Source organism: endosymbiont GvMRE of Glomus versiforme (assembly GCF_003546845.1).
Genome location: NZ_NWVA01000009.1, coordinates 155,965 through 174,799 on the forward strand (window position 1 = coordinate 155,965; position 18,835 = coordinate 174,799).

Here is an 18,835-nt window from a genome sequence, read left to right on the forward strand (position 1 = left end):
TTTAGATTCTAATATTGTTTTGCAAAGACATGAGATAATAGACTTATTTTTAAACCCTTCTGATCATTTAAAAAAATTATGCTTTTTTCCTTATTTGTCCTATCAGGGGACTCAAAACATCTAGAAAGCCAACAATACCAATAAACTTATCTTTTTCTTTAACGATTGCTAAACGAGAGCCAGTTACTCGCATTTTTGTTAAACTCTTGTGTAGTTTATTATGAAAAGAAAAATAAATAACATTTTTGTTAATTATTTTACGTCAGTCAATAATTTCATTTTTAATCAACAATTGACAAAAATATTTCATGTTAAACAGACCAATTATTCTTTTTTTTTCGTCAATAACAGGATAATGAGTAAATGAATATTTTAAATAAATCATTTTTATTTCCTCATTGGTCATTCCTGTATTCAAACAAATAGTCTTTTTTTTAGGAACTAATACTTCTCTAATCTCTAAATCATCGAATTTGAGAGCAGATTTCACTAATTTAATTTCTTGCTTTTCTAATATGTTTTCTAAAGATAAATTATCGACAAAACGGACAACTTCTTCCTCTGAATTAACAAATATTTTTTTCTTTGGTTTGATCACTCTCTGTAAAAAAGAAAAAGGCAAGACTATTGCGTAAGTAACGGTAATGAAAAAAGCATTAAGTACTAAATTTTTATTATTAGATAAAAAATTGGGAAGTACCTCTGTAAAAAAAGCAATTAACAAAGAGGACAATAAAATTAATGCATTTCTCCCCAGAAACGCTTCAATGGGGGTTTTTTTAAAGATGTCTATAGCCAAAACTGACATAAAAGAATTAAAAAAAACTTGTGCAAAACAGATTATAAAAAAAAGAAGATAACTGTTTTTTAAAATGAAATCTAATTTTTTCATCTTTTTGCAAACTTTCCATTTTTTAGGCAAGTTTATTTTAGTCAGACTTACTTCTGAATATAATAAAGAGAGGAAATTCAAAAAGAAAGAAATAAAAAAAAATAAAAAAAAATAAGTTAAAGAAAAAAATAATGTTTTATTTGAATCCTTCATAAACTGTTAGCTATAATTCGTTTTTTGTAATTTGCTAATCATTTCATATTCTTTATCAATAAAAAAGCGAAGAGAAGGTATACGTCTGAATACTTTTTTTTTAACAAGTTCTTTTTTGATAAGAAAAGAATATTTTTTATTCATTAATTCTAGATACCTTTCTTTATCTAGTTTTTGAAGTTCTTTCTGAAAAAATGCTAGGTAAATTTTTAAACTTTCTCCATGAGTGCTTAAAACACAATAACTTAGAGAAAAATAAGGTAAATCATTTTCCTGTTTTATCTTATACAGGACATAACTTATTTGTCTTTTGTATAAGTTTTCTTTCATTTTTTTTTTGTAAGAACTACTTTTTATCAACATCATTTTTCTTTACTATTTTTTTTATTCTTCGAAAAAACCACATTTTATCTCCGATTTGAAAATCATCAAATCCTTTCAAAGTAATTCCACATTCTTGACCACTTGCTACCTCTGAAACTCTTCTTTTTTCAATTTCTAAACTCTTTACTTTTCCCATAAATAACTCAATTTCTTTGCCTCTTTTTGGAGTACGTAGAACACGAACAAGGTCATTGCAAGTAGTTTTTCCATCAATCATCTTACAACCAGCAATACTTCCTTTGGAAAAATAAAACACACTTTTAATATGAGCTTTGCCTGTATTTTCTTCTACTTCTTCTGTTTCTTGATGACTACTAGCAATCTCTTCTAGAATTTTTTCAATTTTATAAATGACGTCGCTACTAAAAAATAAAATATTGTTTTTTTCTAAAGTTTTAATTAGATGTTTATCAAGATGTAAATCAAATGCTAGAACAATACCATTACCATCTTTAGCAAAATAAATAATCGAATCTTTTAAAGAGTTTTTGACAGTCTTATGAACTACTGAAAAATTAAATTCAGAAGAGGATTGTTTTTTCACTAATTCTTCTAATGCTTTAAGGGAATTTTGATTATTAGCCATTAGTATTAAATTAGCGTTTTTTTTTTTATTTCTAATAGTTAAAAAAGAATTTAGGTCAAATTCTTTTTTTTGATGACTAATTAACTCTTTTTCGATAGCTTTTTTAATTTCTATGTCATTAACTACTAAAAATTTATCTCCTAATTCAGTAGCGAAATTTGAACCAACAACTTTTGCCAAGTCACCAGGGTGAGCAATGGTAATTTCATCATTGAAAATATTATGAATAAATTTCACTTTGAAGAATTTTCAATTGATAAAAATAGTATCTCCTTTTTGTAATTTACCGCCTTGAATTAGCAATTCATTAATTCAAAAATTACCCTTTTGATGTAAATAACTATTTATGGTTGTACCATGGGTTGGATAATTAGAGTTTGTTTTAAAATCAGCTAAAGGTAAAATTTTTTCTAATAAATAATCAACATCACTTTTTTCTTTGGCATTGCCAGAAACAAACTCAAAAGGAATCAAGTTTTTTTGTTGCAACTGTTTTCTAATTCTATTTAAATTTTCTTCATTATTTGTTTCTATTAGTTTTTTATGATTTACAAAAATAATAGTTGGCAACTCATACTTATGAAGATAGTCAATAATTTCTTTAGTTTGTTGCATTACGCCATCTTTAGCATCAATCACTAAAACTACCAGGTCGGTCAGAAAAATGCCTTGTTGACGCATTCGAATAAAATCCGCATGTCCAGGAGTATCTAAAAAAATGAGCTTTTTTTTCTGAAATTCTATATATAAAACAGCAACTTTTTGGGTAATTCCTCCCGCTTCTTTTTTTTGAATATTAGTATGACAAATAGTGTCTAAAAGTGTGGTTTTGCCATGGTCAACATGACCCATAACACTAATAAAAGGCGGGCGATTGACTAGTTCAACACTCTTCGTTGTTTTTTCCAAATACTCTTGAACAAGTTCTCGAAAATCTTTTTCCTTTTTCCTTTTTACTTCTATGCCTATACTTTTGCAGTAGTCTTTCACCAAACCAAAAGACAGAGGATCATTTGAATTTAGCACTTGTTCTTTATTTCAAAAAAAAAAGACAATTTCGCCTATTGGCTTATTGATTATGTCTCCTAGATCACTAATTGTTATGCTTTCTGACGAAAGGTATAGAACACTGTTTTTGAGTTCGTTTTGAGTACTAGAAATTATTCGTCGAAAAATTTCTAAAAGCAAATGATTAGTATTTTTTTTCATATTTTTTTTCACCTCTTTTATAATCTGTTTCTTCAAGACTCCTTATATGAACATTTTTATAAATACTGATTTCTCTTACTACTCTTCTTCTATTTTCTTTTTTTTTTACGGCTGATTCCTCAAGACTCCTTATATGAATGTTTATTTCCAAATAATCGCTAATTTTTTTTAAAACTTTACTTCTACATTCATCATTAATTAAAGATCCTTTTCATCGAGATATAATTACCTCCCATTCTTTTTCTTGCTTAATGATTAGTTCGGTAGGCTCATTTGATAAAAGCAAATTAAAAAGCAAAGTTTTTTTGTCTCTTGATCAAAGAACTATATCCACTTTTTCAGGAAAAGCTAGTTTGGAAATAGTCTTTATTCTTAGAGCATCTTTTCCTATGCAAGCTCCGAGAGGGTTAGCATCTAAATTTTCACTTTTTACTATTACCTTGCTCAGTATCCCTGGTAATCGTATAATATGATGAACAATAATCACTTTTTTTTTTATTTCAGGGATTTCATTTTCTAATATTCTATGCAGAAACAAATCATCTGAACGAGTAAGAACAACTTGAGGTAAATTATCCTTTTTCTGCACTTCCTTAACCAAAAATCATAACTTCTCTTTTGATGATAGCAATCTCCTAGGATAGAAGATCAACTCTTTTTTATCTCAACAACCTATTCCCTTTTTTGATTCTATATCTATTATGCAACAGTTTTCTTTAAAGTTTTGAATAACTCCTCATACTAATTGTCCTTGAAGGGATTCAAATAATCTATACTGCTTTTCTCAATTAGCTTCTTCTAAGTCTTTTTGCAATTGCTTTCTTATTTCATTACTAAGCAAAAGAGGTAAATTTTTAATATCTAAAGGTAGTAAAAAAGTTTCGCCCATTATTTTCCCTTCTTTCAATAACTCACTATTTTTTTGAATTTCTCTTTTAGGATTATTAACTTTTTCTACAATTTGATAGGTATGATAAACTGATAATCCACTATCAAACTCAAAATGCAAACTAACTCCCGTATTTTCGCCACTACAGTAAGATTTATTAATTGATTGGATGATTATTTCCTTGATCCTTTCTTCTGATATTTCTTTTTCTTCAGCTAACTCTTTAATTAACTGGTGAATTTTATTATTTTCTGTCAAAACTAATTTTTGAAAACACGCATTTTTGTTATCAACGGTATTTAATAAGTATTTTAATCTAATATCAACATAACTAACTGTCCAAGATCATTGCAAAAACTATCGAATGACTTAGCAGAAATAAAGCAAATTTCTATCATTTTATAAAGTTAGATCGTGCTTCCTTTACTATACTATTCACTCTTCATTCAGCAACACGAACTAACCAGAGATATAACTTATGAACTTATATGATTATGAAGGATGCAAAGCAATTATTCAAGGCAAAAGCAAACTCGACTAAGCTACGCAACAATGCTTAAACAATAATCAAACTATTTTCCCATGATTTTGACAACTTTTCCTGTTCCATAACCAACTGCTCCTGTATAAAAAAAGAAGGGAAACACCACCACCACTAGTGACGATTGAACCAGCTACGAAAGTTGAAACCGCTGCTTTGCCTCCAAACTTGTTTAAAGCAATAAGTAAAATGAAAATAGAAAAGAACAACAAAATAACTAAAAACCTTTCTTTAAAACCTAACCAAATTAGGAAAAAACATAACTATTTAGAACTTTGTATTGTCATTAATATTTGTCTAACTTATTCTCATGATTGTATAGTTATTAGCTTGGAAAAAAATAATAAAAAGGTTCAAATTTTTCTTTCTAAAAAAAATCATAAGCTAAAAAAATGAAACTTACAAAGTATAAAAAAAGCGCAATAAACCTTTTAGTATTTTGCTTTTTAATAATACTCCTGAATATTAGTTTATGGTTTTCTAATATTAATGTTTTAATTAATAGAATTAACTCAACTGTTTCAAAAAATACTTTGGATTTTGATCACATCTATGTAATAAACTTACCATCACGAAAAGATCGGAGAGAAATGATGGAATCTCTCTCTAAATATTTAAAATTAGATTTTGACTTTGTAGATGCCGTACCTAAAGAAGACTTTGAAACTCTTAATGAATACTTATCTGATCTCGAACCTCAATATAAAGCATGTTATATTAGCCACTATCGTTTATATGGTGATATTTTAAAAAGGGGTTATCGCAGTTCTTTAATTCTAGAAGATGATGTAGACATTGAACTCAATATCACTGATATAATGAATACTTATATTCCGTATCTGCCTAAGGACTGGGAACTATTTTATATTGGGCAATGTGGGCAAAAAGAACATAAAAATCCTCTAAATAATCAAACGTCTCCATTTAAGGTTTATAAATCTGAATCACCTTTCTGCACTCATGCTTATGCAGTCTCATTTTTAGGAGCTCAGAATTTGTTAAATTTGCTAATTAATATAAAAAGCCCTATTGATTTAGAATTAGTGCATTATATAAAAAAAGGAAAAATATCATCTTTTACTTTAGAACCATCAGCGATTGTACAATGGAAATCAAAAGACAATCCTTCCGATATTTCTCCAGAACAAAATCAGTGGACCTATCCTCTAAAAAATTCTACTTTGCATTTTCTTGGATATCATGAAATAGTATGAATTGAGGCTTTATTTTTAAGACCCTTAAGATTTTAAATAAGAAAATTGTGATCGATATCATGATAATATCTACCTTGATAATACATGGTTTCTTCAACTCTTCCGAAAGTAGTAGGTTCATAACTTTCTACTATTGCTACATCACTATCAATTAAAATCAACATAGTTAAATTTATCATCTATTTTATAAATTTCTAAAAAGAGTCCTCATAAGCAGGAATTTCATTACTTTACATTTTTAGTATTTTTTCCATGGAAGAAATATCAATTTTTTATAGTTAAAATGATACTTTATTTATTCATAAAAACCTTTTAAAAAAACTTTATTTATTTACTGCGAAAGATTGCTTTCTTCATATTGTTTCTTGTTCAATTGTTGATCATAAGATGAAAATCAATAAGGTGTAAAAAAAAGAAGAATAATGGATTAAAGTTGATAATCAATATTTCATTAAATCATATTGTAAATAGTCGATCTTATGAAATTTTAGCATTTTGATTAGCAAGATACAAAGGCAGAAATTAGAGAATATAAATGAAATATTAAACTTTCATAATTAGTGTCAGACTCTAAACCAATTTTATTTGCTTTATTCTTTTTATCTTCCCAATCAAAATTCTTTTTATAATTCAATCATGAGATAATTTGAAAATAGCTGGCTTTTTTTTAGTTCTTAATTTTCTTTCAAGTTTATCACGAAAAGTTAGAAAAATATCTTTGCCTCTAACTTTTTCCTTTGTTTTTTGTTATTCTTTACTAAAAGCTTAAACACTTCATAGCTTCACTTTTATATTTAGTTAGGTAGATTAAAAAGCAAAAAAATAAAATGTACGTAAATTTAAAAAACTTTTTTTGTTCTACTAATATAATTCCCTAATGCCAAATATAAATAATAATAACAAGTTAACTTTTCATAAACTTCTAAATAAAGTAACCAATAAGTCAGGTTGCTACTTATTCAAAGATAGGAATGAAACAATAATTTATGTTGGTAAAGCTCAAAACCTCAAAAAGAGGGTTAGTAGTTATTTTCAAAACTCTCAGGACAGTTATTTTTATCAGCAAATTCATAGTTTTAATACTATTATTACTAATAATGCTAAAGAAGCCTTAATTTTAGAACAAAATCTGATTAAAAAATATCAGCCTCGTTTTAATGTTCTCCTTAAAGATAACCATTACTATCCATACTTGGAAATTACTGGTGGAGAAAACCCCCGTTATAAAGTGGTGCGGAAAATTAATCCTGCCAGTTCCAATGAGTATTTTGGTCCTTTTCCCGATGGCAGCAAGGCTCGCGAGATATTACAATTATTAGAAAGGTTGTTTCCCTTAGTTAAATGTAAAGGTAAACTTGGAAAACCCTGTTTTTATTATACTATTGATCAATGTTCTGGTCATTGCTGGCAGGTAGTTGACAAGTCTTACTACGAAAATATTAAAAAAGAGGTTCGAAAATTTTTTCACGGCCAAACCCAAGAAATAAAAAAAAAAATTAAAAACTCTTTGCGGAAAAATATCACTAACTTAGCCTTTGAAATCGCTCACAAAGAAAAAAAAATACTGGATAATATCGACCTTTTTACTAGCCAGCAAAATATTGAATTTATCCAAAAAGAAAATTGCGACTTTTTAGGTATTTACGAGCAAGAAAATATTCTGGCCTTTTGCCTCCTTATTTATCGTTATGGAAAGTTAGTAGCCACTGATGAAGCAGCTTTTCCAGTCTGGAACAATCAAGAAGAAATTTGTGAAACTTATCTTTACCAATTTTATCAAAATAATTTACCACCAAAAATACTTTATATTTCGAAAAAATTGCCCGGAATTGAATTATTAGGAGAAGAATTAGGATTTGCTTGCCAATCACCCCAACGAGGCCGTAAAAAAGAAGTAATTGATCTTGCTCAACAAAATGCTCATCAAGTTTGACAAAAAAACTACTGAAATGAGTTTCAACAAGTCAATAAAGAGCAAGTATTAAAAGAAATAAGTGAACTTTTGTCTATTCCAATACCTAACTATATCGAATGCTTAGACATTTCTAACCTTTATAAGCAAGATGTAGCAGCAGGTTTTTTAATTTTTATTAATGGCGAAAAAATTTTGAGCAAAAGCAAATTATATAAATTAGAAAGCATTGACCAAGATAGCGATATACTCCGCCTAAAAAGAGCCTGTTTAACCCATTATCAAAAACATTTATCTAGAAAAATTCCTGACTTGATAATAGTAGATGGTGGTAAAGAACAAGTGAGAACCGTTCAACAGACTTTAAAAGAATTAGAAGTAAAGGTAAAAGTAATCGGTTTAGCCAAAAATGAAAAACACCAGACCGCCAAAATTGTTACTAGTGATTACCAAGAACTAGGCTTCTTTGATCAAGAAAGAATTTTTAATTTTTTAGCTAACTGCCAAGAGGAAGTTCACCGCTATGCTCTTAATTTTCATCGCAAACTACATCGTCAAAGTATTTTAAAGTAACCTATGTCTTTTCCGAAAAAAACAACAAAAATAATTACACTCTTAACCAGTTAAATTTCGAAATGTATAATTTTTCAAGTGCATTAAACTTATGAACATTCAATGTTTTTCCTGACTTACTTTTTTCATAATCTTTAATAAATCTTTTCTTCTTATAAGAATTATTAAAACATTGTCATCAACATTAAAATTTTTTGCGAAAACCTTTTTATAACAATGTTCTATCTTAAAACTGATTTTCAACCATGTGGAGACCAACCAAAAGCAATTAAAAAAATAGTTGCAAGTATTAACAAAGGGCAAAAAGAACAAGTGCTTTTGGGAGCTACTGGTACTGGAAAAACTTTTACCATGGCTAATGTTATTCAACAAATTCAAAAATCCACTCTAATTCTGGTTCACAATAAGACTTTAGCTATGCAAATTTATCAAGAAATGCAAGGTTTCTTTCCCCATAATAGAGTAGAATATTATGTTTCCTATTTTGATTATTATCAGCCAGAAGCCTATAAACCTGTTAACAACATTTATATTGGAAAAAAAGTTCAGCGGAATAATAACATTGCCAAAATGCGGTTAAAAGCTCTCAATTCTTTAATTACGGAAGAACATGTTATTGTGGTAGCTTCAGTAGCAGCCATCTATGGCTGTTTTAGTCCTTTTTCCTACCAAAAAATGGTTATTCATTTGGAAAAAGGACTAAAAATAAATAGGAATCTAATTAAGGAAAAAATGCTCCATTTAGGATACAAAATTGATAAAAAAATCAACTCTGGAAACTGCCAAATAAAAGAGGATGATATTTGCTTTATGTTATGTTGAGAAGAGAATTATTACTTTCAGATAAGCCTAATAGAGGACAAGATTCAAAAAATTGAAAAAAGAGATAAACAAACCGGTGAAAAAATAATTGAATTAGAGAAAATTGTTATTCCTCCTAATCATAATTATGTCGGAGAAGAAGGAGAAAAATTAGCCGAAATTTTGGCAAAAATCGAAAGAGAGTTGACCGAGCAAAAAGACTTTTTTTACCAAGAAGGAAAATTTTTGGAAGCCGAAAGATTAGAAAAAAGAGTTCAAGAAGACTTGTTTAACTTGCGAGAAATGGGTTTTTGTCCCGGCATTGAAAATTATTCTCGTTATTTTGATGGGAGAAAATCTGGGGAAACTCCTTTTGTTTTACTGGACTACTTTCCGGAAGATTTTCTAACTATTGTTGATGAGTCCCATATCACTATTTCCCAATTGAAAGCCATGTATAATACCGACCGTCGACGGAAAGAAACGCTGATAAAATATGGCTTTCGTTTGCCTTCGGCCCTGGATAATAGACCGCTCAGTCAAGAGGAATTTTTTGAAAAAGTCAATTATTCTCTTTATGTTTCTGCTACTCCTGGCAACTTTGAATTAGAAAAAGTCAATTATCAACCAGTTGAGCAAATTATTCGTCCAACTGGTCTCTTGGACCCACAAATAGAAGTAAGAACCACCCGCAACCAAATCGCTGATATTATGGACGAAATAAGAGAAAAAAGCAGTCGCGGGGAAAAAATTCTCATTTATGCTCTGACTATTGTCATGTCAGAAGATATTGCCAGTTTTTTACAAGAGAGAAATATTCGGGTCGTTTATCTTCATAGTCGATTAGAGATTTTTGAGCGGTATCAGGCAATTACCAGTTTGCGGCGAGGAGTTTATGATGTAATTGTAGGAATTAATTTGTTAAAAGAAGGAATAGACCTACCCGAGGTTTCATTGGTTTGTATTTTAGACGCTGACAAGCCTGGGTTTTTACGGGATACTCGCTCCTTAATTCAAATAATCGGCCGAGCCTCGCGCAATAGAAATGGCAGAGTTATCCTTTATGCAGATGGGATTACTAGTAACATGCAAAGTGCTATTCAAGAAACTAATCGTCGGCGCCAAATTCAAGAAGTGCATAACGATCAGAACAGCATTACTCCTAAAACAATCGAAAAACCAGTCAAAGATATTGTTCTTGACCCTCTAATAGCCATTTTAGTGGAAAAAGCTCAAAAAGGCGAAATAAAAAAAAAAGAATTAGCAAAATTAGTTAAAGATTTACGAAGAAGAACAAAAAGATCTGCCAAAGAATTCAAGTTTGACCAGGCCATTGCTTTTCGAAATGCCCTTCTAGACTTGGAAAAATTAGAAGGAGTGATAACTAATACTAAAATAATAAATAATTAAAGAAGAGAAAGAAAAACCGAACTAAAAAAACTTATTATTCACTTAAAAAAAGAACAGAAGAAAGAGGAAAATAAAAAGACAAGTGAAAAATTAATTATAATAAGTGATAGACAAAAATAATAACTTAATTAATAGTTGAATTTTAAATGAATTAGCTCTTTGTCAAAAGAATTATTTTTATCACTTAGGAAGGAAAGAAATTAATTTTGCTACCGCTCAACTTATTAAATTTACTCGGGAAAAATTAAGTAATGAATATTTAGAATTAAGTAAAATTTCTCCCTGAGATGATAATACTAAAAAAACGACGCTTTTTGTTTATCAACAATTATTAATTATGCTTCACCCTGTTACTCCTTTTATTACCGAATACCTTTACCAAGAACAAACTCAAAAAAAGATATTAGAAGCCGAAATTGAAAAGATTGATATAGAAACTGAAAAAAGTAATCTTTGACAAATAGATTGTTTACTACTTTTAATAAGTAATATCCGCAATTTTCACCAAAAAAGTAAAGTCAGTGAATTTTATTTGGAATTAGTTCCTAAATGAGAAAACAAATTAAATAACTCTTTTGATTCTAATCAATATCTAAAACCATTAACAAAAAGTAGAGTTTTTATCTTAGAAAGGGAGAAAAGGGGTAAATTTAGTTCCTTTCTTGATTTACAACCTTTTGGAATTTTATGATATCATGAACAAGTTAACAAAAGAGAATTGGAAGAACAATTGAAATATTATAAAAAGGAATGCGAAAGAAGTAAGCAACTATTAACAAACAGTAATTTTTTGAAAAAAGCACCTTCCCAATTAGTAGAAGAAGAGAGAAAAAAACTTGTTTATTACCAAGAACAAAAAAAAAAATTACAAACCGGATTAAAAACACTCATGGTAACAAAAATTTTTGAGAAAAAACAGAATAATTCATAAATAAGACAAATAGTCAACAACTTTTAAAATATTTAGTGGTCTAATCCTCTTGGCACAAACCTAATTAAAAGAAGATAATTATTGAAAGATTATAAAAACAACAAATTTTGTTGAACGTTATATGAGAAATAAAAGCTTAGTTGGTTATGGTTAGAATAGCTTAGATAACTAGAACATAGTTAAGGTTTTACCAGTTTTATTCACGGTAGCACACTCTTTTTTTTCATGGTAGGCTAAATCAGCTCGGGCTTGTTTTTTAGCTGCTTCTCAACCAATGATCTTTTTATCTAAACAAACTTTACCCCAATTTGATTGTTTTTTATTCTTGAGAATTATGTCTAAATAATATTTTGGTGGAGATGATGGGATTGAACCCATGTCCTTAAATAACCGATAATTATCTCTACAGTTTAGTCTATTTTTAATTTCCCTATCTTAACATTTACTAATAGACAAACTATATGTTAATAGGTGGTTTTTTTTTGTTAGATTAAATTAAAAATCTAGTAAGAATAATAACCAAACTTAACTAGTTAATTCCATTTTTGCTACTAGCTATTTAAATGGAGTGGATAGCTAGGTATTTAGGCAGCGCAAGCTGCTAAATTACTATGATAGCTGTAATTATTTATAATAGTGCTATTGTTTTTATCTTGATTTTTTTTTTCAAATTAACACTGCAATAATTATCAAGTCTAATCTAAGTCAAAACTTGCATCCCCTTTTTCACTATGCTTTGCTATAATGTTAAGTATATTTTTTTTATTTGTTTTAACATTATATATCTTGTTTTATTTAAATTCTTATTATTATAGAGCTTTTGTTGTTAAAATTAGTAAAGGCAATTAATGAAAACTAAAAATCAAAAATAAATTTCATAACATCCACCAGCTAATTTATAATTATTTTAATGAATATTGATTTTGTTTCAAAATAAAATACTTATCTCATAACAAGTTTCATGTTGCATTTGTTGTGTCATGTTTCAAAAACAAAAAATCATTTGTTTCATAAATTATTAAAATTCATATTTACAAAAAAGATTTTTCAAAGAGCCAAAAAAGAGGGAATAACTTATGTTGATCTGTTTCAAATTTTTAGCTGATAAGTACGGATTTTTAGAAAGTTGTTTAGCTAGTATCTAGAGAGAAAAATGAAAAGCACTCTGCCGACGATTGATTTTAAAAACTGTTCATTTATTAAAGATAGAAATCAGATAATAACTGCAACTACGGGAGGTAAAGTACAAGAAATATTTATGTTGATTAATTTAATTTTAATAAAATTGTTATGATTTTAATTATCTCTGCAAAAAAAATAGAATTGCAATCTATAAGTTACTCAACTTTGAGAAAAACTGACATTAACGATTTGAACGGTACTCACGTAATACTCGCTTTTAGTGAAGAAATATGTAAGCAAACTTGATAAATATCAATCTTATTTGGAAATATTTTACTTATTAAAATTCTGTGGATTTTCTAAAAGATTCTGAAAAATTAGCTGAAGAAGCAAAACACATAATTATCAAAAATGGATCTACAAGCAAAGAACAATTCAAAAAAGATCTAACTAATTTATTAACTGAAAAAGGAACAGAAGCCTTAATTATGCTATTTACTAACGACAAAAAATTACATCTAGTAAGAATATTTTCATTTACAACGAAGAAAAATGTTTAGTAAGAATATAACTAACTTTGCTTTTGTCATACTATACTAAAATAATAAGATTAGTCAAGTGAAAAATAAGAATAAATGTTTGCCTTTTTATCTATCCACTTATCGTAACAAATCAAGTGCTAATGATTTTGATAATGAAGTGAATGGTGATTGATAGTTTTTCTTAATTTTGTTATTTGTTTTATATCCTATAACTATCTAAATTTATCAATATTTCTCTTAAATTGAAAAGCAAACTCTGTTGGTTATTCAGTTAAATTCAAAACGTTATTTACTGAAGAAATTGAATTTATTTTTATGACTAATTGTTGTAAGTTTTTTTTGCATATTTTACTATTTTTAAAAGTTTAATAATTGATGATAACTTATATTTAAAAATTCAGGTGATGTAAAAAAAAGCCTCTTTTTTGGATACAAAAAAAAAGAGGCTTCAAAGATCTTTAACGATTACCTTAAAAAAGAGAAGTCGAAAGTAAAAAAACAACTTGGGGATTGGGAAAAATATTATAGAAATTACCAAGATTGTATTCAAAACTCTTACAAAAATGAAAAAGATTATGATAAATTATGTTTAACTATGTACAACAAGGCTTGTACAAAATTTCTAAAATATTGTCATCAAAAAAAACAAAAAGGAGATGCTAACATCCTCTTGGTAACTTTTTTTGATAACATAATGAAAAAATCGGTTTTTTCATAAAATAAAATTAGGATGAGCAAAAACATGAGTATACAACAATAATTTTGTGATGACAATAAAAAGAATAATTTATATCTGAATTTTATATTTCTCTAATTTCTATCAGAGTAAAGTTTAATAAAAAAAATCTGTCGTTTTTTGCTTCACCTTGGATTTTCTTTTTTCCTTTCATATTTACCTATTTTAACATTAGATAAAATAAAAAAATAACCTAAATTTTTGCGAAATCTAAAAACTTGAGTGAAGTAAAAAACAAGCTTTTAATTATTCGACGTGTTTGTTCTATTTTAGGAGAAATTTTCCATCTTTTGTAAGATGATATCTAAAGTTTCTTCTCAGAAAATTTCTCCTTCTAATTTTTCTACTATCTCTTTTTTTGGTTTGGTAATGGGATGCTTGGGCTCAAACAAGGAACAACAGTCCTCATATTTACTTAGAGAAAGGTTATAAGTGCCTATTTGTTGGGCTTGGTCAATTATTTCTTTTTTGTCTCAACTAATTAAAGGTTGTAATATAATGAGAGAACTAACTTGTTGAATAACCGTTAAACTTTCTAAGGTTTGGGAAGATACTTGGGATAGTGAATCGCCAGTCGCAATGGCTTTAATTTCTAATTCTTGGGCTAAGGAGCAAGCCAAACGAATAAACATTCTTTTTAAAATGACGAGACGATATTTTGCTTGGCTAATATGGCTAATTTCGGTAAAAAGGGGCTGGGTATCAACAAGATAAATATTATTAGAATAATTATTATAAGGACATAATTTTTCCGCCAGGGCAAATATTTTTTCTTGGCCCTCTTTTTGCTGGTAAAAATGGCAGTAAACAACTTCCAAACCTCTTTTCATTAATTGGTAAGCGGCTACTGGTGAGTCTATCCCCCCACTTAAAAGTAATAAAGCTTTTCCGGAACTGCCAATTGGCAAACCCCCCTGTCCTTTTATTTTCTCAGTAAAAAAAAGGATAAAGTTACGATAAATTCGAATATAAAAAGTTGTTTGCGGGCTGCTTAAATTAACTTTCAAGCCATGACTTTTGACTATAATTTCTCCCAATTCTTTTTGTAATATTAAGGAATTTTTGGAAAAAGTTTTATCGTTCCTACTAATGTCAAATTTAAAAGTGGTAAAGTTAATTTCATAATGATTAGTAATTTCTCTAACAAAGTCATAGAGTTTTTCGCAATCGTTTTCTAACTGATAAGATAAATAAAAAACGCTAATCCCAAATACTTTATTTAAGGAAGAAATCATTTTTGGCAGTTCTTTATCATTCTGGTTCGTGACTATTAGTTGGTCGGATAGTTTTTTGATATTAAAGTTGGAGAAATTATTTTTTTGGAAAGTTAAGGTAATATTGGCAACTAATTTTTGAACAAAATCATTCCTATTTTTACCCTTCAAAAATAGTTCTCCATAGCGAATAATAATAAATTTATTTTTCATATTTAATTTTATCCAATTAACCTAGAAAGAAAATTAGGGAGAAAATGAGTTGACCTTAAAAGTTCTTAAAATGTTGCTTTTATTCATATAGCAATTTAATTCTCATGCCAAAACTCTTCATAAATCTGTCTGTTTTATTAATCCTGTATTAGTTACTTACTCTGAGGACAACAAATACATTAATTGGCTAGATCTTCCTCTGTTTGTACTTTTTTTAGAGGATTAAAATTGGAAAATCTTTTGGGAGTAGTTAGTGAGAAGAAATGGAACAAGTTAAAAGAGTCTGAGAGATTATCTTTTTGATGTTAAGAAGTGACAACCAGTTTCAAAATTATGGTACTTTCTCTCCTCATTGGATAATTTATCATTTTCTTACTTTTTAAAAAAAATATTACTCAGTCCAAACCCGCATAAATCTAACTTGCCAAAAAAATTCAGTAAGAAAAAGTAAACCATGAATAAGGCCAAATTGATAAAGTTAACGCCAGAAAGTTCATTGAGAAAGGGAAAGAAGTAAAAACTAATTGCTCCTTAGGAGATCAAACAACCATGACGAAATAATTGCTAAGAATAATAGTCCAGTTGTTTGATATAAATAATAATACTTTTGTATTATTTTTACGCCAGCTTTTTATTTCATAAGAAAACAATTAATAAATAAAATGTATTATATTTTTTTAAGTCAATAAGTTTTTTTAACGTAATGTTTATTCTCTTTTTTGAATATGAAAGCATTGACGTAATCAATAAAATCTAGACCAATATGTATATAAATTACTTCTGAAATTACTTGTATAATGTTTTCTTTTTTTTAAATTAACTAATTTTCATCGTTAAAAAACATGCCAATTTTCACTATTCAAAACCAAATAGAAAGAGAAAATGGTAAAAAATATACTCCGAAAATAGGAAAAGGTCGTGCTAGCGAAGATAAGACGTATAAAGACTTCAAAAGTTATAAAATGGAAAGAGTATTAACCAGCTATTTTGGAGGTAAGTCAATAGCAAAAATTTTTTTATTAAACTCTATTAAACTCTAAATTTATTCGTTTATTTTTTTGCTTTGAACAGTTACAAAACTCGAGATAGTCATCAGAAAGAAGAAGAAAATAACGGGTATTTTAGGCAGTTTTATTTTTTTTAGTTAGTTAATATAAAAGTTAATTTATTTACAAAATTATTTTTATTTTGTGTTCTCTAGAAAAAAAAGACAATAATTTGACTCGTCTAGCCAATTCCTTTTCAAAATATTTAAAAAAAGAAAAACTAAGTCTTGAAAGATCTTGTTCCAAATTAATCGATGAATATTACAATATTCAAAAGGAAAACGAAAGTTATGATATGTATAACGATAATTTAGTAGTTATTATCGAATATTGTAATTCAAATTATTCAAACAAAGGAGAAGAAAATTTAGTAACAACAACCTCGTTAGAAGAATGGTACGAAAAAGCAAAAAATGAAGAAAACATTTTAGAAATAATCGATCGAGGAACCACGAAAAATTGTTCTGACGCAATTTTGTATGTTGCGAATGACACTCAAAAAACAGGATTACACTTCTAAATTTTTACTTTTAAAATGCTAATTAAGTAAGAAAACATTTTTTTAATAAACTAATTAACAAGAATTTAAAATTTTCTTATCATGTGATTTAAGTTCAAAACATTATTGCTCATTGATATAATAAAGAAGTACATTTTTTAAGAATAAGATACTACCTAGTATTCATATTAGTACTGCTTGCAATAAATTAGCCTTTTGAGAGAAGTGCTAATGAGAGTGTAGAAATTAATCAACTTCTACTTTTAAAAAAGTAGAAGTAACCACTATAAAAGCATTACCTATTACAAAACTATGATAGAAATTAAGTTTGACCCAACTTAGATAAAACTAAATAATCATCCCTCTATAGAAATCAAAGGAGTCGTTGATAAAAAAGAAAAGCTGGAACAAAATTCCTCAATGAAATAAACTGAACATTTTTACGATGATAAAAAAAGAAAAATAACATCAATAGCAGCGAAAAAATAAATTTAAAAAATTTTACTGCTTTTTTAAATACAACATAACTCTCAAGTCTTTATCCGTCAAGAAACAAAAATTCTATAGTCAAAGGCGTTTAGTATTATACTGTTGAATAAATGAAGAAATTAAATATAAAGTTAAGTGACGAAAAAAAGAAAGATTGCGGCATTATTTCATGTAAATCATTTGATTTTAATTATGAAAATAATTGATTATACTTTGTCAAAGATAATTTTTGAACTAAGGATTTTTCAACTACTGCTTCTTCGCATTTTCTAACTAATTTTCAATCTAGTCAAGATGCATCTGTAATTAAGTATCTTAATAAAAATGGTTTTGTTTTGTTGGGAAAAACAATCCTCGATGAATTTGCTTGCGGCGGCACTGGTTTATGAGCAAATACTGGACCAATATTTAATCCTTATAATTCTTCTCATGTATCAGGAGGATCTTCTTCAGGCTCAGCAGTGGTAGTAGCAAAAAGAATAGTTTCTTTTGCTTTAGGTAGCGATACAGGAGGTTCGATTAGGCATCCGGCATCTTACTGTGGTATAATTGGCTTCAAACCATCCTATGGTCTTATTTCTCGCTACGGACTTATCCCTACTTCTTCTTCTCTAGATACTATAGGAATTTTAGCTAATTCTATAACTACTGCAAAAAAAATATTTCTAACGATTGCTAGGTCTGATCCAAATGATTTGTTAACCGTTGTTAATAGTAAAAAAAAAATTAAAAAGTTTTTAAAGCTGGTTAGAAAAATAGCCATTTTGAAAGGAATAGAAAAATGCCTTTGTATTTCTTTTCTAAAATTATATAAAAAAACTCTCTCTTTGATCGAAAAAAGAGGTTATCAAATCGAAGTTGTTGAAATTCCTTATAATATTCGAAAAAATATCCAAATTACTTGGTTAATCATTTGTTTCAGTGAATTAGTAAGTCATCTTAATTCCCTTCAAGGAATAACTTATGGTATTAAGAAAAACAATGTCAATGCTATTAAAAAAAGAAGCAAATATTTGGGTAAAATAGTTAAGCAACGTCTAATAATAGGCGCTTATTTTCTAGAAAGTAAAGAATTATTAGAACAAGCTTATTATTGACAAAAAAAAACACAAAAATGATGTGAGAAGATTTTTTGCAAATATGATTTTTTAGTTTTTCCTACTACTAATAATGAAGCTCCTAAAACTAGTGAAAATAGCTTATTTTCACTAGGCAGTAAAATGCATTGGAGTGAAAATTTATTACTCTTAGCTAATTTAGTTGGCTTGCCTTCATTAAGTTTACCTATTGGATTTGTTAATGGTTTACCGGTAAGTATCAATATTAATAGCATTTGAGGAAGCGATGAAAAAGTGTTAAAGTTAGCAAAAGAATTAGAAACAAAAATAAAATTTAGGAAATTTTTCACAGAAAATTGATAAAATTACTAATGCTTCTTTATACTGAAGTCTTGTTAAAGAAAGATTAACATGCTAACTT

Annotated in this window: 16 protein-coding genes and 1 other RNA gene; 10 read left to right on the plus strand and 7 right to left on the minus strand. The window is 27.9% G+C overall.

Annotated elements, in window-relative coordinates:
* Positions 1-76 precede the first annotated feature (76 nt).
* The gene (locus tag GvMRE_RS11380) at positions 77-598 is read right to left on the minus strand and encodes a CBS domain-containing protein (protein ID WP_147411365.1); all 522 of its coding nucleotides are present in this window, start codon (positions 596-598) and stop codon (positions 77-79) included.
* A 46-nt stretch (positions 599-644) separates the two neighbouring features.
* Here GvMRE_RS11380 and GvMRE_RS11385 point away from each other — a divergent pair, with 46 nt between their 5' ends.
* A complete protein-coding gene (locus GvMRE_RS11385) occupies positions 645-860 on the plus strand; it encodes a hypothetical protein (protein WP_147411366.1) in 216 nt (71 codons plus the stop codon).
* 191 nt (positions 861-1,051) lie between these two features.
* Here GvMRE_RS11385 and GvMRE_RS11390 read toward each other — a convergent pair whose 3' ends face one another.
* The 3 genes from GvMRE_RS11390 to GvMRE_RS11400 are packed head-to-tail and all read right to left on the minus strand — an operon-like array spanning position 1,052 to position 4,371.
* Complete coding sequence (locus tag GvMRE_RS11390) at positions 1,052-1,375, minus strand: ribosome-binding factor A (protein ID WP_147411367.1); 324 nt, start codon at positions 1,373-1,375, stop codon at positions 1,052-1,054.
* 16 nt (positions 1,376-1,391) lie between these two features.
* A complete protein-coding gene (locus GvMRE_RS11395) occupies positions 1,392-3,224 on the minus strand; it encodes a GTP-binding protein (protein ID WP_147411368.1) in 1,833 nt (610 codons plus the stop codon).
* Positions 3,208-4,371 carry a NusA N-terminal domain-containing protein gene (locus GvMRE_RS11400; RefSeq protein WP_172575398.1) on the minus strand — a complete coding sequence of 388 codons (1,164 nt, stop codon included), beginning with the start codon at positions 4,369-4,371 and terminating at the stop codon, positions 3,208-3,210. Before GvMRE_RS11400 ends, GvMRE_RS11395 begins: the two co-directional genes overlap by 17 nt.
* Positions 4,372-4,771: 400 nt before the next feature.
* Here GvMRE_RS11400 and GvMRE_RS11405 point away from each other — a divergent pair, with 400 nt between their 5' ends.
* The 5 genes from GvMRE_RS11405 to GvMRE_RS11425 all read left to right on the plus strand — a co-directional run bounded on the left by GvMRE_RS11405 (position 4,772) and on the right by GvMRE_RS11425 (position 11,495).
* The gene (locus tag GvMRE_RS11405; RefSeq protein WP_147411370.1) at positions 4,772-5,080 is read left to right on the plus strand and encodes a hypothetical protein; all 309 of its coding nucleotides are present in this window, start codon (positions 4,772-4,774) and stop codon (positions 5,078-5,080) included.
* On the plus strand, positions 5,047-5,904 hold the full coding sequence (locus tag GvMRE_RS11410) for a glycosyltransferase family 25 protein (RefSeq protein WP_147411371.1): 858 nt from the start codon (positions 5,047-5,049) through the stop codon (positions 5,902-5,904). The genes GvMRE_RS11405 and GvMRE_RS11410 overlap by 34 nt, the downstream gene beginning before the upstream one ends.
* Positions 5,905-6,745: 841 nt before the next feature.
* The gene (gene uvrC, locus GvMRE_RS11415; protein ID WP_147411372.1) at positions 6,746-8,353 is read left to right on the plus strand and encodes an excinuclease ABC subunit UvrC; all 1,608 of its coding nucleotides are present in this window, start codon (positions 6,746-6,748) and stop codon (positions 8,351-8,353) included.
* A gap of 216 nt (positions 8,354-8,569) precedes the next feature.
* Positions 8,570-10,564, plus strand: coding sequence for an excinuclease ABC subunit UvrB (uvrB, locus tag GvMRE_RS11420; protein ID WP_147411373.1), 1,995 nt, complete (start codon positions 8,570-8,572; stop codon positions 10,562-10,564).
* 103 nt (positions 10,565-10,667) lie between these two features.
* Positions 10,668-11,495 (plus strand): class I tRNA ligase family protein, encoded by an 828-nt coding sequence (locus GvMRE_RS11425; protein ID WP_147411374.1) that lies wholly within the window; start codon positions 10,668-10,670, stop codon positions 11,493-11,495.
* 168 nt (positions 11,496-11,663) lie between these two features.
* On the opposite strand, the gene GvMRE_RS11430 is transcribed toward GvMRE_RS11425, so the two are convergent.
* Both GvMRE_RS11430 and ssrA read right to left on the minus strand, forming a co-directional pair.
* Complete coding sequence (locus GvMRE_RS11430) at positions 11,664-11,873, minus strand: hypothetical protein (protein ID WP_147411375.1); 210 nt, start codon at positions 11,871-11,873, stop codon at positions 11,664-11,666.
* Positions 11,847-12,217: a transfer-messenger RNA gene (gene ssrA, locus GvMRE_RS14560) on the minus strand. Before ssrA ends, GvMRE_RS11430 begins: the two co-directional genes overlap by 27 nt.
* Positions 12,218-12,967: 750 nt before the next feature.
* Between ssrA and GvMRE_RS11435 the strand changes: the two genes are divergently transcribed.
* On the plus strand, positions 12,968-13,177 hold the full coding sequence (locus tag GvMRE_RS11435) for a hypothetical protein (RefSeq protein WP_147411376.1): 210 nt from the start codon (positions 12,968-12,970) through the stop codon (positions 13,175-13,177).
* A 987-nt stretch (positions 13,178-14,164) separates the two neighbouring features.
* Here GvMRE_RS11435 and thiI read toward each other — a convergent pair.
* On the minus strand, positions 14,165-15,322 hold the full coding sequence (thiI, locus tag GvMRE_RS11440) for a tRNA uracil 4-sulfurtransferase ThiI (RefSeq protein ID WP_147411377.1): 1,158 nt from the start codon (positions 15,320-15,322) through the stop codon (positions 14,165-14,167).
* An 842-nt stretch (positions 15,323-16,164) separates the two neighbouring features.
* On the opposite strand from thiI, the gene GvMRE_RS11445 reads away from it, so the two are divergent.
* The 3 genes from GvMRE_RS11445 to GvMRE_RS11455 all read left to right on the plus strand — a co-directional run bounded on the left by GvMRE_RS11445 (position 16,165) and on the right by GvMRE_RS11455 (position 18,777).
* The gene (locus tag GvMRE_RS11445) at positions 16,165-16,362 is read left to right on the plus strand and encodes a hypothetical protein (protein ID WP_147411378.1); all 198 of its coding nucleotides are present in this window, start codon (positions 16,165-16,167) and stop codon (positions 16,360-16,362) included.
* A 178-nt stretch (positions 16,363-16,540) separates the two neighbouring features.
* Positions 16,541-16,888, plus strand: coding sequence for a hypothetical protein (locus GvMRE_RS11450; RefSeq protein WP_147411379.1), 348 nt, complete (start codon positions 16,541-16,543; stop codon positions 16,886-16,888).
* A gap of 578 nt (positions 16,889-17,466) precedes the next feature.
* Entirely contained in the window at positions 17,467-18,777 is a 1,311-nt protein-coding gene (locus tag GvMRE_RS11455; RefSeq protein WP_147411380.1) for an amidase family protein, read from the plus strand.
* Positions 18,778-18,835: the final 58 nt, after the last annotated feature.